This is a genomic window from Streptomyces sp. NPDC003300 (genome assembly GCF_040610915.1).
GTDB lineage: Bacteria > Actinomycetota > Actinomycetes > Streptomycetales > Streptomycetaceae > Actinacidiphila.
The window spans coordinates 147,917-162,636 of record NZ_JBEXNE010000005.1 but is presented as its reverse complement, the minus strand read 5'-3'; the positions used below and the strand labels follow the sequence as shown (position 1 = coordinate 162,636).

At 74.1% G+C, this 14,720-nt stretch carries 9 protein-coding genes and 1 tRNA gene; 7 read left to right on the top strand and 3 right to left on the bottom strand.

The window, feature by feature from the left end; translation table 11 throughout:
* The first annotated feature begins 77 nt into the window (after positions 1–77).
* Together ABZX65_RS09780 and ABZX65_RS09775 are read left to right on the top strand one after the other, a co-directional pair.
* A complete protein-coding gene (locus tag ABZX65_RS09780; RefSeq protein ID WP_355336558.1) occupies positions 78–479 on the top strand; it encodes a MaoC/PaaZ C-terminal domain-containing protein in 402 nt (133 codons plus the stop codon).
* A complete protein-coding gene (locus ABZX65_RS09775) occupies positions 476–1,669 on the top strand; it encodes a lipid-transfer protein (RefSeq protein ID WP_355336557.1) in 1,194 nt (397 codons plus the stop codon). The genes ABZX65_RS09780 and ABZX65_RS09775 overlap by 4 nt, the downstream gene beginning before the upstream one ends.
* A 182-nt stretch (positions 1,670–1,851) precedes the next feature.
* Here the strand turns inward: ABZX65_RS09775 and ABZX65_RS09770 are convergent, their stop codons facing one another.
* Complete coding sequence (locus ABZX65_RS09770) at positions 1,852–2,151, bottom strand: hypothetical protein (protein WP_355336556.1); 300 nt, start codon at positions 2,149–2,151, stop codon at positions 1,852–1,854.
* 375 nt (positions 2,152–2,526) lie between these two features.
* On the opposite strand from ABZX65_RS09770, the gene ABZX65_RS09765 reads away from it, so the two are divergent.
* The 4 genes from ABZX65_RS09765 to ABZX65_RS09750 all read left to right on the top strand — a co-directional run bounded on the left by ABZX65_RS09765 (position 2,527) and on the right by ABZX65_RS09750 (position 8,813).
* Positions 2,527–3,690: a DUF1906 domain-containing protein gene (locus tag ABZX65_RS09765; protein WP_355336555.1), complete on the top strand. Its 1,164-nt coding sequence runs from the start codon at positions 2,527–2,529 to the stop codon at positions 3,688–3,690.
* A 526-nt stretch (positions 3,691–4,216) separates the two neighbouring features.
* Entirely contained in the window at positions 4,217–4,741 is a 525-nt protein-coding gene (locus ABZX65_RS09760) for a SigE family RNA polymerase sigma factor (protein ID WP_355336554.1), read from the top strand.
* Positions 4,742–4,944: 203 nt separating this feature from the next.
* Positions 4,945–6,594, top strand: a complete 1,650-nt coding sequence (locus tag ABZX65_RS09755; protein ID WP_355336553.1) for a long-chain fatty acid--CoA ligase — start codon at positions 4,945–4,947, stop codon at positions 6,592–6,594.
* A gap of 326 nt (positions 6,595–6,920) precedes the next feature.
* Positions 6,921–8,813 (top strand): hypothetical protein, encoded by a 1,893-nt coding sequence (locus ABZX65_RS09750; protein WP_355336552.1) that lies wholly within the window; start codon positions 6,921–6,923, stop codon positions 8,811–8,813.
* A gap of 707 nt (positions 8,814–9,520) precedes the next feature.
* On the opposite strand, the gene ABZX65_RS09745 is transcribed toward ABZX65_RS09750, so the two are convergent.
* Together ABZX65_RS09745 and ABZX65_RS09740 are read right to left on the bottom strand one after the other, a co-directional pair.
* A complete protein-coding gene (locus ABZX65_RS09745; RefSeq protein WP_355336551.1) occupies positions 9,521–13,528 on the bottom strand; it encodes a PAS domain-containing protein in 4,008 nt (1,335 codons plus the stop codon).
* Positions 13,529–13,814: 286 nt separating this feature from the next.
* Entirely contained in the window at positions 13,815–14,414 is a 600-nt protein-coding gene (locus ABZX65_RS09740) for an SSI family serine proteinase inhibitor (RefSeq protein ID WP_355336550.1), read from the bottom strand.
* A gap of 180 nt (positions 14,415–14,594) precedes the next feature.
* On the opposite strand from ABZX65_RS09740, the gene ABZX65_RS09735 reads away from it, so the two are divergent.
* A tRNA-Ser gene (locus tag ABZX65_RS09735) sits at positions 14,595–14,688 on the top strand.
* Positions 14,689–14,720: the final 32 nt, after the last annotated feature.

The window sequence follows — 14,720 nt, the reverse complement described above, 5'->3', positions numbered from 1 at the left end:
AGGGGACCTGCCGATACGGAACCCGCCGACACGGAACCCTCCAGTACGGTCACCACCCCTGAAGCGGAGGCCCCCGCATGACCGCCGTCGGCGACACCCTCCCGCCCCGCCGTATCGACGTCACCCGCACCCTCGTCGTCGCCGGGGCGCTGGCCACGCGCGACTTCCAGGACGTGCACCACGACCCCGAACTCGCCCGCGCCAAAGGCTCTCCCGACATCTTCATGAACATCCTCACCACCAACGGCCTGGTCGGCGGTTACGTGGCCGCGCACTTCGGCCCGGACGCGGTGACGACGGCGGTACGCATCCGGCTCGGCGCGCCCAACTACCCCGGAGACACGATGGAGTTGACGGGTACGGTCACGGCGCTCGCGGACCGGACGGCGACCGTCGAGGTGGTGGGCGTGAACGCGCTCGGCCGGCACGTCACCGGCACGGTCACCGTGGAGATCCCGCAACTCCCGGAGGGGTCATGAGTGTTCGGCGGCGGGACGCGCTCGGCGGGCGGGCGGCTGTCGTCGGGATCGGGGCGACGGAGTTCTCGAAGGACTCCGGGCGCAGTGAGTTGAAGCTGGCCGTCGAGGCGGTGCGGGCGGCGCTGGACGACGCGGGGCTTACGCCCGGGGACGTCGACGGCATGGTGACGTTCACGATGGACACCAGCCCCGAGATCACGGTGGCGCAGGCGGCCGGAATCGGCGAGCTGTCCTTCTTCTCGCGCGTGCACTACGGCGGCGGCGCGGCGTGCGCGACGGTGCAGCAGGCCGCGATGGCGGTGGCGACCGGGATCGCGGAGGTGGTGGTCTGCTACCGGGCCTTCAACGAACGCTCCGGCCGCCGCTTCGGCTCGGGCGTCCTCGGGCGCGAGCCGTCGGCGGAAGGGGCAGCGCTCGGCGTCAACCTGCCCCCCGGTCTGCTCACCCCCGCCTCGTGGGTGGCAATGTCGGCAAACCGATATTTGTCCGTCTACGGACTGGAACCATCGGTTTTCGGCCATGTCGCGGTCGCCGACCGCAGACACGCGGCGAACAACCCGGCCGCGTACTTCCACGGCCGCCCGATCACCCTCGCCGACCACGCCGCCTCGCGCTGGATCGTCGAGCCGCTGCGGCTGCTCGACTGCTGCCAGGAGACCGACGGCGGCCAGGCGATCGTCGTCACCTCCGCGGAGCGCGCCCGCGACCTGCGGCGCGCACCCGCCGTCGTCACGGCCGCCGCGCAGGGCGCGGGGCGCGCGCAGGAGCAGATGACCAGCTATTACCGGGACGTCGACGACCTCGCCCGGCTGCCCGAAATGGGCGTGGTGGCACGGCAGTTGTGGCGCACGAGCGGCCTCGGTCCGGCCGCCGTCGACGTGGCGGTGCTCTACGACCACTTCACGCCGTTCGTGCTCATGCAGTTGGAGGAGTTCGGCTTCTGCGGGCCCGGCGAGGCGGCGGACTTCGCCGCGGACGGCGGCCTGGAGATCGACGGCCGCCTCCCGGTCAACACCCACGGCGGCCAGCTCGGTGAAGCGTATCTGCACGGCATGAACGGCATCGCGGAAGCCGTGCGCCAGGTGCGCGGCAGCAGTGTCAACCAGGTCGCCTCCGTCGGCCATACCCTCGTCACAGCCGGCACCGGCGTCCCCACCTCGGGCCTGATCCTGTCGGCGGACGGGGCCTGAGGCAGGCACAGGGCGCGGGGCATGGGGCCTGAGGCGGGCGCGGGGCACAGGGCGCGGGGCGCGGGGTTCCGAAGGCCCGAAGGCCCGACGGTCCGGGGGCCCGGTGGGATCGGGGTCCCGGACCCCCGGAGGGAAGGGCGGCGGCCGACCGGCCCAGGCCGTCGGCAGCCGCCGCAATCGTGTCAGGCCGTCGGAATCGCGCGCGTCGGGCAGTAGTCGGGATTCGGCGCGTTGAACCAGGCGTCGCCGCTGAACGCGTTGTACCGACAGGACAGCTCGGCGTGCGGGCTGTAGCTGCACACCAGCCAGCCCTGCCCGTACGTCCACACGTACAGACCGTGCGCGCCGTCGTTGAGGAAGTAGGGGCACATGTACGGGGTGGGCGGGGTCGACGCCTGAGCGGACGGGGCGGTGCCTGCGACAAGCCCTGCGGCGGCCAGCGCCACGGCGGCGCCCGCGGCGGCGATACGAGCACGGAGCACGAGAAGGTCCTCCCTACTGGGCCACGCGGTCGACGCCGAAGCGGCCCCGCTCGCGTGGGTGCAAATAGCGACGGGGTGACCGTAGCAATCCGACGCCATCATGCAAATAACCCACGTACTACGGTAATTTGCGTATCAGGCCCGCGTGTCGTCGGCGTATCCGAGTGCCGGGAAGCGCGCACGCGCAGCCGAGCGCGGTAGCGGGTCAGCAGGTCCGGGAGGGGGGAGGGACGGCCCCGACCTCGGGTCCGGCGCCAGGCCCGGCGGAGCCGACGCGGCGGCAGTGCCCGCCGCCCGAGCGGTTCGGGGCCCGTACGGCCCGACCCGGCGGCGTGTCTCCGCCCGTGCGGGCCGCCCGCCACGTTGACTCGGCAAATGACCGAAACAAGTAGGTTTATCCGTTACGCGCACCGCGTGCGCCGTACGCGCCGCACTCGTTACGTCCTCGCCGCCGCGCTGACGCTGACCGGTCTGCTGTTTCCCGCGGTGTCGGCCGTCGCCGACAGCGATGTCCCGGCGGCCAGCGCGGGCCCCGCGAGCGCGGGGGCAGCGGCGGCCGACGGGCACATCGACCCCGTCGACAACAGGACGGACCCCGCCGGCTGGATCGCGGACGCCGAAGCCCAAGCCGCGGCCGCCGAAGCCCAGGCGTCGGACGACGGCCAAGCCTCGGACGACGGCCAAGCCTCGGACGACGGCCAGGTTCCGGACGGCGCCCAGGCCCCCGACGGTGCCCAGGCCCCCGACGAGACCGGATTCCCCGGCACCGACGACGCGTCCGACGACGCCGCCACCTTCCCCGAGGACGCCGCCGTCGCCCCGCGCGTCTTCAAGGGGCGCGGCTTCGACACCTGCCAGGCCCCCGACCTCGCCACGATGCGCGCCTGGCGCGCCTCCTCCCCGTACCGCGCCGTCGGCATCTACTTCGGCGGCCGGGCCCGCGCCTGCAAGACGCAGCGCAATCTGACGAACAACTGGGTACAGCAGACCACCGCGGCGGGCTGGAGCCTGCTGCCGATCTACGTCGGTTCGCAGAGCCCCTGCGTAAGAGGGTCTAACAAGAACCCGTTCCGCATCGACCCCCAGCGGGCGACGGCCCAGGGCACGAGCGAGGGCGCGGACGCGGCGAAGGCCGCGGGCGCGCTCGGCATGAAGCGCGGCAGCGCGCTCTACCTCGACATGGAGGCGTACGACCTCAGGAAGGCGAGCTGCGCGAACGCGACGCTGTCCTTCGTACGCGCCTGGGACCGCCAGGTGCGGGCGCGCGGTTATGTGCCCGGCTTCTACAGCAGCGCCGACTCCGGCATCGCGCACATGGAGAAGGCCCGCAGGGCGGGTACGTCCGACCTCCCGGGCGCCATTTGGTACGCCCGCTGGGGCGTCGCCCCCACCCTCACCGCCGAACCGGTCCTGCGCCCCTCCGCCTGGGCCTCGCACAGCCGCATCCACCAGTACACGGGCGCCGTCACCGAGACGCACGGCGGTCACAAGCTGTCGATCGACCGCGACCTGATCGACGCGCCGGTCGCCAAGCTCTGAGCGCCCGCTCCTGAGCGCCCACCTCCTGAGCGCCCCAGTCGTGAGCGCCCCCTGCTGAGCGCCCACTCCTGAGCACCGGTCCGAGGCCGGTCCGAGCTTCCAGGACGCTCGGACCGCGCTGATGTACGACCACGGGCTGACGCCGAGGTCGTACGGGGCTGACCCGGGGATGACACCGGGACCGCCCCGGGGCGGACGTCAGGGCCGACCCCGGCGCGGCCCGTGGCGGCGACGGCCGCACGCGTACGGCGACGGCCCCCCGCGTACGGCGGCAGCCCGCACACGTAAAGCGGCGGACCGCCTGTACGGCCACCAGGGCAGCGCCCGTACGGCGGCCACGGGCCGGTCCAGGGACCGTGTCCGCCCCCTGGACCGCGCTCTTCTCCGGAGGAACCCCTGCGGGACCCCGACCCCCGGCTCCCCCCTCGGGGGGTGGGGACAACCCCCGTCCTACGACCTGAGAGTGATCCCGCTTCGGCACCTGCGGCCGATCCGCCACGGGCATGTCGGCTCCTAACGTGAAGCCATGACCACGCCTGTGTGCACCAGCGCCAATACGACGCAGTTCACGGCCTACGTCCGGACCAAGGGCCCGACGCTGCTGCGCACCGCGCGCTCCCTGACCCCCAACCCTTCCGACGCCGAGGACCTGCTCCAGACCGCCCTGACCAAGACCTATCTCGCCTGGGACCGGATCGACGACCACCGGGCCGTCGACGGATACGTCCGCCGTACGCTCGTCAACACGCGCACCTCGCAGTGGCGCAAGCGCAAGGTCGACGAGTTCAGCACCGACGAGGTGCCGGAGCCCGCCGCGACCGGCGCCCCCGACATCACCGAGCAGCAGGCCCAGCGGGACGCGCTGCTGCGCGCGGTCGCACGGCTGCCGCCGCGCCAGCGGGCGATGGTCGTCCTGCGGTACTACGAGGACATGAGCGAGGTGCAGACGGCGGAGGCGCTGGGCGTCTCGGTCGGCACGGTGAAGAGCGCGGTCTCGCGCGCCCTCGGCAAGCTGCGCGACGATCCGGAGCTGGAGCTGTGCGTCGCCTAGGGCCTGCCCGGGCCCGGGGGCGGGCGCCGCACACATCCCCACGACACGTGCCACGCCGTCCGGCGGGCCGCGCCCCGGTCCCCCCGACCGCCGCGCCGCCCGGAACGAACCGGCGGCAATACCGCGCGGGGTAGTGACGTACCGATCGGTATGCACGCAGAATCGCGAGGACATTACCCTCGCGTAGCCGCCGGAGGCCCCCTGTGCTGAGCACGATGCAGGACGTACCGCTGACCGTCACCCGCATCCTGGTCCATGGGACGCTGGTCCACGGAAAATCGCAGGTAACGACCTGGACCGGAGAGGGTGAGCCGCAGCGCCGCTCCTTCCGCGAGGTCGGTCTGCGCGCCGTCCGGCTCGCCAACGCGCTGCGTGACGGGCTCGGGGTCGCCGAGGGCGACCGGGTCGGGACCCTCATGTGGAACAACGCCGAGCACCTTGAGGCGTACTTCGCGATCCCCGCCATGGGCTCGATCCTGCACACCCTGAACCTCCGGCTGCCCGTCGAGCAGCTCACCTGGATCATCAACCACGCCGCCGACCGCGTGATCCTCGTCAACGGCTCGCTGCTCCCGCTGCTCGCGCCCCTGCTGCCGCGGCTCGACTCGGTCGAGCACGTCGTCGTGGTCGGCCCCGGCGACCGCTCGGTGCTGGACGGCGTACGTCCCTCCGTGCACGACTACGAGGAGCTGCTGGACGGGCGGCCGACCACGTACGCCTGGCCCGAGCTGGACGAACGCAGCGCCGCGGCCATGTGCTACACCTCCGGCACCACCGGCGACCCCAAGGGCGTCGTCTTCTCGCACCGGTCGATCTACCTGCACTCGATGCAGGTCAACTCCACCGAGTCGATGGGGCTCAGCTCGCACGACACGTCGCTGCCCGTGGTGCCGATGTTCCACGTCAACGCGTGGGGGCTGCCGCACGCCGCCTTCATGTCCGGCATCAACCTGCTGATGCCGGACCGTTTCCTCCAGCCCGGCCCGCTGGCCGAGATGATCGAGAGCGAGCGCCCCACGCACGCCGCCGCCGTCCCCACCATCTGGCAGGGGCTGCTGGCCGAGCTGACCGCCAAGCCGCGCGACATCACCTCGCTCAAGCAGGTCACCATCGGCGGCTCGGCCTGCCCGCCCGCCCTGATGAAGGCGTTCGACGAGCAGCTCGGCGTACGCCTGTGCCACGCGTGGGGCATGACGGAGACGTCGCCGCTCGGCACGGTCGCGCAGCCGCCCGCCGGGGTCACCCCCGAGGAGGAGTGGGCCTACCGGATCACCCAGGGCCGCTTCCCCGCCTCCGTCGAGGCCCGGCTCATCGGCCCGGACGGCTCCGTCCAGCCGTGGGACGGCGAGTCCGCCGGTGAGCTGGAGGTGCGCGGGCCCTGGATCGCCGCCGCGTACTACGGCGGCGTCGGTGAGGAACCGGTGCGGCCCGAGGACAAGTTCAGCCCCGACGGGTGGCTGCGCACCGGTGACGTCGGCGTCATCTCGGACGACGGTTTCCTCACCCTCACCGACCGGTCCAAGGACGTCATCAAGTCCGGTGGTGAGTGGATCTCCTCCGTCGACCTGGAGAACCACCTCATGGCCCACCCGGACGTCGCCGAGGCCGCCGTCGTCGCCGTCCCCGACGAGCGTTGGGGCGAGCGCCCGCTCGCCACCGTCGTCCTGCGCGAGGGCGCCACCGCCGACTACGCCGCCCTGCACGACTTCCTCGCCGGGCGCGTCGCGCGCTGGCAGATCCCCGAGCGCTGGGCGATCGTTCCGGCGGTGCCGAAGACGAGCGTCGGTAAATTCGACAAGAAGGTCATCCGCAAGGCGTTCGCCGAGGGCGAGTTGGACGTCACGCAGCTCTGACGGCGTCCCGCCGGGGGGGGTGGTGAGCCCCCGGAGTGCGACCGCTTGGCGACGGGCGGCTCCTACGAAGTGACCGTCCTTCGTACGCCTGTCGCCACGGCGGGCCGTGCCGCTTCGCAAACTTTCCCGGTTGCGCAATGATCAGGTAAAACGATCTGCTGGTGCGGCGGGAAGAGCCTGGTCGGCTCGGCGGACGCCGCTTTCGACGCGCCCTCGGCCAGGACGGACACGGGTACTCCCATGACGCACCGATGATCAGCGACGGCGGGTCCGAGGGTGTGCCTGACGGCGGGTCCGGCGGTGTGCGCGGCGGCGGGTCCGGCGGTGTGCCCGAAGACGCATCCGACGACGTATACGGCGGCGGGTCCGGCGGCGGGTCCGATGGCACGTCGTACGTCGGGGGCGCCGCGCGCCCGTGGCTCGCCGCCGACGCCCGCGGGTGGCGGGCGGCCGGGCCCAGGGCGGCGTGGCTGCGGCCGACGCTGCCCGCCGTGGTCCTGCTGGTCGCCGTGTTCGCCGCGGTCCTGATGAGTCCCGACCCCACCTGCACTCCGCAGGCGCCCTGCGGCGAGGAATGGGTGGACAAGACCGGCACGATGCTCTTCCTGCCCCACCTCGTGTGCCTGTTCTTCCTGCCGGAACTGGCCGTCCTGACCGCCCCGCTGCTCCTGCTCTACCTGGCCCGGCCCGGCCAGTGGGAGGGCGGGGCCGGCGAGAAGGTCGCGGCCGCGGTGGTCGTCGCCGCGCTGTGCTGGGGCTGGCTGGCCGTGGCGCAACGGCTGCGGGCCCGCCGCCGCCAGCGCGCCCTCATCGCGGAGGCCGCCGGGGGCGTCACCGCGTCCGCTCCCATGCCGGACGGCATCGAGCCGGGGCAGCGGGGCCTGTTCCGGCGGGTCGCCGGGCTGCTCATGTGCGCGGTGGGCGCCGCCCTGATCGTGACCGTCGTCGTACAGGACCGGTCCGATGACCGTACCGCGCGGGTGGCCGTGGCCCGGGACGTTCCCGTCGTCGCCTACAACCCGGACGATTACCTGCTCACGGTGCGCATGCCGGACGGCTCCCGTCACCGTTTCGACGTGGACGGCGACTACCGGGACGTCGGCACCGTGACCGTGCTGGTCCACGGCGACTGGGTACGGCTGGCGGGCGAGCCGTACCCCGACGACCTGTCCCACTTCCTCCGCCAGGCCGGCGGCATGGCCCTCGTAGGGCTCGGCCTCGCCTCGGCGCTCTCGGGGCAGCTCGCCCGCCGCCGCGTGCTCGCCCTCCGGCGCGGCCCGGTACCGGTCCTCCGGGCGCGCGCCCGGACGAGGGCGGACGGTTTCACCGAGATATACGGCGCCGATGGCCTCGGGCGCGAGGCCGTGCTGCACTACGAGCCGTTTCCGCACGCCCGTTCCGGCGTACACGACGTCATCCTCTACGGCGCGCTCAGCGAGGACGGCGCCCTCGTCCTGACGTCCGCCGAGAGCGGCCCCGCCGCGAAGCCGTCCGTCGAGGTGTCCCTGTCCCCGATACGCGGCGGGCCGGCCGTCGACCACGGCGACGCGGGCTCGACGGCCGGGCGACGCGAGGCCGGACACCGTCAGGCCGTCGAGGCCGACGTCCAGCGGGCCCTCGGCACCGTGGTGGCCGCCGCCGGGCCGGTGCGCTGGCACGCGGGGCCTGTCGCGCGCTGCGTCGGTGCGGTCATGCTCGTGACCGGAGCCGGAGCGGTGACGTCCGCCGCCGTCGGCGACTGGCCCTGGTCGCGCGTGCTCTGGTTCTCCTTCGTGGCCCTCACCTGGTTCTACGGCGGCTGGTGCCTCATGACCTGGCAGATCACCGCGGACAGCGTCGGCCTGCGCGTCCGCGGCCTGCTGTCCTCCCGCGCCCGCCACATCCCCTGGGACGCGGTCGGCCATGCCCGCTACGGTCGCGGCGGCGCCCTGACCATCACGTGCGTCGAGGCCGACCCCGAGGGTTCCGGTGCCCCGGGCGGCTGGGACGGGGGTTCCGGTGCCCCGGGCGGCTGGGACGAGGGTTCCGGTGCCCCGGGTGGCCCCGGCCGTCACCGTGGCCTCGGCGGTTCCGAGGAGATCTCCCTCGGCGTGGTCGGCTGGCCCTTCGCCGAACGCCTCCTCAAGCGGCCCGGCCGTGCCGCCGTCGCCGCTGCCGAGATCACCGCCATGATCCGCCGGCCTGGCCTCCGGCCCGGCCCTCCCGAACACCTTCCCTGACCCACGCCGCGTCTGCCCTGCCGGGGCGGGTGGTGACGTGCGCGCTCGTCGTGGTTGAGCGCGCAGTTCCCCGCGCCCCTAAATGCCCGTGCCTGGCCCCCCGGCCGAGAGACGGTGCGGCCCATTGGGGGCGCGGCCAGCCGCCACCGGGCTGCCCCGCTGGGGCGGGTGGTGACGTGCGCGCTCGTTGTGGTTGAGCGCGCAGTTCCTCGCGCCCCTAAATGCCCGTGCCTGGCCCCCCGGACGAAAGACGGTGCGCCCCGTCAGGGGCGCGGGGAACTGCGCGGGCAACCCACCACCGGCGGGTGGTCCGGGGGCGACGGGATTGCCCCGTTGGGGCGGGTGGTGACGTGCGCCCGCGTCGTGGTTGAGCGCGCCCGCGCGGCGGCGGCCGCAGATTGAACACAGTCCCGCGCCCCTGAAAAGACCGGCCCACCGCCCGGACGAAAGACGGTGCGCCCCGTCAGGGGCGCGGGGAACTGCGCGGGCAACCCACCACCGGCCGGTGGTCCGGGAACAGCCGATCTGCCCCGCTGGGGCGGGTGGTGAGGTGCGGGAGCGCCGTGGCTGAGCGCGCCGCCCGCGCGCGGCGGCGGCGGCCGCAGATTAGACACGGTCCCGCGCCCCTTGAAGGATCGGCTCGCCGCCCGGGGGAGGGAACCGCGCTGGGGCCGCGCCCCCAAAGACGGGGGACCTCCCCGGAGGGGTCAGGCTCCGATTTTGGCGAGCAAGTCGACGATGCGGGCCTGGACGTCCGGGCTGGTGGAGCGCTCGGCGAGGAAGAGGACGGTCTCGCCGGAGGCGAGGCGGGGGAGCTCGGCGGGGTCGATGTCGGCGGAGGTGTAGACGACCAGGGGGGTGTTGTTGAGGCGGGCGTTGCCGCGCAGCCAGTCGACGATGCCCTGGCGGCGGCGCCGGATGAGCATGAGGTCCATGACGACCAGGTTGGGATGCATCTGGGCGGCCTTGGACATGGCGTCGGTCTCGGAATCGGCGTGCGAGACCTGCATGCCGCGCCGTTCGAGCGTGGCGGCGAACGCCTGGGCGATCGGCTCGTGGCTCTCGACGAGCAGAACCCGCGGGGGGTGCTGCTCGCTGTCGCGCGGGGCGAGCGCCTTGAGGAGTACGGCCGGGTCGGCGCCGTACGCGGCCTCGCGGGTGGCCTGCCCGAGACCGGCCGTGACCAGGACGGGCACGTCGGCCGCCGCGGCGGCCTGCCGTAGCGACTGGAGGGCCGTACGCGTGATGGGCCCGGTGAGCGGGTCCACGAAGAGCGCGGCGGGCGGCTCGGCGATCTGCGCGTCGACCTCCTCGCGGGAGCGCACGATCACCGGCCGGTAGCCGCGGTCGGTCAGGGCCTGGCGGGTGGAGGTGTCCGGCTCGGGCCACACCAGCAGGCGGCGCGGCTCGTCGAAGGACTCCTCCATGCGGTCGTCGGCGATGTCGGTGACGTCGACCGCGCCATTGGGGCCGTCCAGCGGTTCGGGACCCTCGGCGGCGCCCTCCGCGGGCGCGCCTATGGCGTACGCCCGGCCGCCCGCCTCACGCGGCACCGGCGGCTGGGACTTCGGAACGGGATCGGCCGCCGGGACCGGCCGCAGCAGCGCCGTCTCGCGGTCGTCGTCGTCCGGCGCCGGGGCCTGGCCGGGGATCGCGGACCGGCCCGCGCCGCGCTGCGGCTGGGGTTCGGGGCGGCGGATGGGGAGTTGACCGCTGTCCGGGTCGGCCTGCGGGTGCTGACGGGCCTGCGTCTCGCCGCCGGGACCGTGCTGTTGCTGTTGCTGTTGCTGCTGTTGCTCGGGCCGGCCGTTCTGCTCGGGCTGGCCGTTCTGCTCGGGCTGACCCGGTTGTACGGGCTGCGGCTGCTGCGGCGGGTTCAGCCTGCGGCGGCGGCCGGAACCGCTCGCCGTCACCTGCGCGGGCAGCCCCGACTGGGCCTGCACCGCCTGCGTCTGGGTCTGCGGATCGCCCGCCTGCTGCCCGAACGGCATGCCCTGCCCGAGCGTACGCACGCTTATGGCACGGCCGTGGCTGCTCTGCGACGGGTCCTGCTGCGGCGCCGGGCCGCCGCGCTGCGGGGACGGTCCCGCCGTACCCGGTCCGGCCGCCGACGCGGCCGGAGCCTGCGGCGGCTGACCCTGGCCGGGCGACGGCGGCTGCGAGGACGGCGCCTGCTGCTGCGACGGCAGCGAGGTCGACGGCTGCGGATTCTGCGGCGCCGCGGGCCACGCGGTCGGCTGCGGCTGCGGGGGCTGCTGCGACGGCGCGGGCCACGACCGCGGCGGTACGGGGCCTTCCGGCTCCTCGTCCGCCGCCTGACCCGCGCTCTGGCCGGGGCTCGGCCAGGTCTGCGGCTGCGGCTGCCGCGGCGGCTCGGGCGCGTGGCCCTGCTGCTGCGGTACGACGGCGGCGCCGCTGTCCGGCGCGGCGGTCTCGATGGCGCGGCGCGCGCGACGGCCGGTGCCCGCCTCGGGAGCGGAAAGCCCGCGCGGGTCCTGGCCGGGGCTCGGCAGAACAGGCGGCTGAACAGGCGGCAGGGCGTGCGGGACCTGGGCCTGCGGAATCTGCGGCTGCGGAAGGTGGGTCTGGGGGAGCGGGCTCTGCGGTAGCCCCGCCTGGGCCTGCGGAAGCTGGCTCTGCGGAAGCCCCGCCTGCGCCTGCGGAAGCGCGAACTGCCCCTGCGGAAGCGCGGACTGCCCCTGCGGGAGGGCGGGTTGACCCGCCGCGCCCCCGCCTCGTTCCTGCTCCTGGTCGTCGGTCCTGGCCCGCCGCGCCCTGCGGCCGGTGGGCTGCGCCCCGTCGGCGGGCGCGATCTCGCGCCCCGCGCCGCCGTTGCCGCCCGCGCTCCCGCCGTCCGACTCGTCGCCGGGCCGACGCAGCGCGCGGCGGCGCCCGGTCGGGGCGGAGTCCTGGTCGGGCGCGGCCGGGATCGACCAGGGCGCGACCGCCGCCCCGCTGTCCTGCGGCGCCTGCCGCTGGTGCGGTGCCCGCCGTACGCCGCTCCCGGAGTCCGGCCCGGTGCCATTGCCCGCGCCCGGCGCCGCGTTCGACCCCTGCCCGGTGGTCCCGCGCATCGGCTCGGTCGGCAAGGGCATCACGGTGGTCTCGGACTCACGCGGCTGCTCCGACGCGTCGCCCGAGCCCGTACCCGAGCCCGTATCCGTACCTGATTCCGTACCGCCGTCCGTACGGCCACCCGTGGCCGATTCCGTACCCGTACCCGAGGCGTCGGAAGCGGCGGCCGAACCGTTCTTCTGACGGGCGCGGCCGACCGGGACCTCCAGGACGTACGCGCTGCCGCCGGGCACCTCGTGGGTCTGGAGCACGCCGCCGTGGCGTTCCACGATGCCGCGGGCGAGCGGGAGATGGACGGGGTCGCCGCCCGCGTGCGGGCCGCGGACGTCGATCCTTATGACGTCGCCGCGCTGGGCCGCCGCGACCACGATCGTCGAGTCGCCGGCGTACGCGATGGCGTTGCCCGCCGAGTCGACGCCCGCGACGTCGGCGACGAGGTGGGCGAGGGCCTGCGCCATCCGCTCGGCGTCCAGGGACGCCTCGATCGGCGGCGCGTGCACCGCGTACTGCGCGCGCCCCGGCCCGATCAGCTCGACCGCGCCCTCCACGGCCGCGGCCACCACCTTGTCGAGCCCGACCGTCTCGCGCCGCAGCTTGTCCTCGCCGCGGTCGAGCCGCTGGAAGGCCAGCACGTTGTCGATGAGGGTGGTGATGCGGGAGTAGCCGGCGGACAGGTGGTGCAGGATCTGGTTGGCCTCGGGCCAGAGCTGCCCGGCCGGGTCGGCGGCCAGGCCCGTCAGCTCGCCGCGCAGTTCGGCCAGCGGCCCGCGCAGCGAGGTGTCGAGCAGCGCGCCGAGTTGCAGTGCGCGGGCGGCGAGCGCGTCGTACGCCGTACGGTCGGTGAACGTCATCACCGCGCCGACGAGCTGGTCGCCGTCCCGTACCGGCGCCGTCGTCAGGTCCACCGGCACCGCGCGGCCGTCCTTGCGCCACAGCACCTGGCCGCGGACGCGGTGCTTGCGCCCGGAGCGCAGCGTGTCGGCGAGCGGGGTCTCCTCGTACGGCAGCGGAGAACCGTCCCTGCGCGAGTGGTGCACCAGCGGGTGCAGCTCCTTGCCGCCCAGGTCGGTCGCCCGGTGGCCGAGGATCTGCGCGGCCGACGGGTTGACGAGGACGACCTTGCCCGCGGTGTCCACACCGACCACGCCCTCGGCCGCCGCGCGCAGGATCATCTCCGTCTGGCGCTGCTGGCGGGCCAGTTCGGCCTCGGTGTCGAGCGTGCCGGTGAGGTCGCGGACCACCAGCATCAGCAGCTCGTCGCCGGTGTAGTGGGGCGGCTGGGGCTCACCGAAGTCGGCGTACGGGGTGCGCGGGTCCTCCAGATTGGCGCTGGTGACCTCGACCGGGAACTCCGTGCCGTCGGTCCGCCGCGCCACCATCCGGGTGGGCTTCGTGCGGGTGTCCTCCGCGGCCTCGCGCGGGCTGCGCATCGAGCCGGGAATCCGCTTGGAGTCGAAGGAGGGCAGCAGGTCGAGCAGGCCCCGCCCCACCAGCGCCGTACCCGGCGACTCGAACGTCTCGATCGCTATCGCGTTGGCGTTGACCACCGTGCCGTTGACGTCGACCAGCAGCAGCGCGTCGGGCAGGGCATCGAGTATCGAGGCGAGGCGAGCAGCGCCTCTGGATGGCCTGCTGCTCACGAGACGCGTCCTCCCTGTTACCGCACGTGCCGCACTGTCCTGCGCCGCCGTTTTCCCGCGCTGATGTCCGCTCTTGCTTGCGCTTTCGTTTCCGCTCTTGTGCTGCCAGCTCTCACGGGCGGGCGGCTTGTCACGGGCGGCCCATCTTGCCGCCACCCCCGGGACATGTCACTAGACCGAGTGTACGGGTCGGGCCCCCTCGCGCGGCCCCGGATGTCCATGTGCCCCTTGGGAGCGGGGTGTTCGGGCGCCGCGTTCGGCCGGGGGCGCGCGGGTGTGGCGTACGTCACGAACGTACGGTCGTGTCCGTCCGCGTACCTCCGGCGCTCGCGTCGGCGCTGTTCACCGCGTCGCTCGCGGTATTCGCGCCGTTCAGGCCGTTCGCGCCGTTCGCGGCCGGGATCGCGGGCACCATCCGCTGCCAGCGCGACACCTCGCAGCCGTTCGTCCTGCTGTACTCCTCGTCGACCGTCCGGCCCCGCCACACGCCCGTCACATGGGCCGTCTGCGGTCCCCCGTAGATCATCGAGCACATCTGCCCCGCGGGCACCGCACGCTCCGGTCCCCCGATCTCCACGAGATGCTCACACGCCGGGTCGGTCTCCTCCTTCGCCCCGGCGGGGCCGCAGTCGAGGGTGTACGTCCGCGGCTGGGCGTCGGGCGCCGCCGCGTACGTCACGGTCAGGCGGCTCTCCATCAGCCGCTCGACGGGGGTGGGGCGCGGGACGCCGACCGCCGCGGCGCCGTCGGCGGCCGCGAGGGGCGCGGCGAGGGGCGCGGCCAGGGTGAGGAACGCGAGGACGGTACGGGTGCCCTGGGGTGCGCGGGCGCCCTTCGGGGCGCGGTTCCGCGTCGTACGGGGTGCGGTGGCTCGGGGGTTTCGCATGCGCCCCTCCCTACCCGTGCGGGCCCGCCCGCCCCCGCAACCCACTCCTTCGTGGGCGCGTCCCCGCACTACCCCTTTGCCCTGCCCACCGGCGGCCTTGTACCGTAGTCTGCGATTGGTCGCGGCCCGCACGGCTGTGTCATCATCTGCACACGCGCCCGCTCACCCGGGCACGTACCAGGAGGCGTCGCCTAGTCCGGTCTATGGCGCCGCACTGCTAATGCGGTTTGGGCTTTACCGTCCATCGAGGGTTCAAATCCCTCCGCCTCCGCCACCACCCCGGAGCCCCGCCCGTCCTCCACCGAC

Excerpts from the sequence above, each read along its gene's own strand:
- ABZX65_RS09780 (WP_355336558.1), top strand. The coding sequence starts at position 78 with ATGACCGCCGTCGGCGACACCCTCCCGCCCCGCCGTATCGACGTCACC.
- ABZX65_RS09775 (WP_355336557.1), top strand. The coding sequence starts at position 476 with ATGAGTGTTCGGCGGCGGGACGCGCTCGGCGGGCGGGCGGCTGTCGTC.
- ABZX65_RS09765 (WP_355336555.1), top strand. The coding sequence starts at position 2,527 with ATGACCGAAACAAGTAGGTTTATCCGTTACGCGCACCGCGTGCGCCGT.
- ABZX65_RS09760 (WP_355336554.1), top strand. The coding sequence starts at position 4,217 with ATGACCACGCCTGTGTGCACCAGCGCCAATACGACGCAGTTCACGGCC.
- ABZX65_RS09740 (WP_355336550.1), bottom strand. The coding sequence starts at position 14,414 with ATGCGAAACCCCCGAGCCACCGCACCCCGTACGACGCGGAACCGCGCC.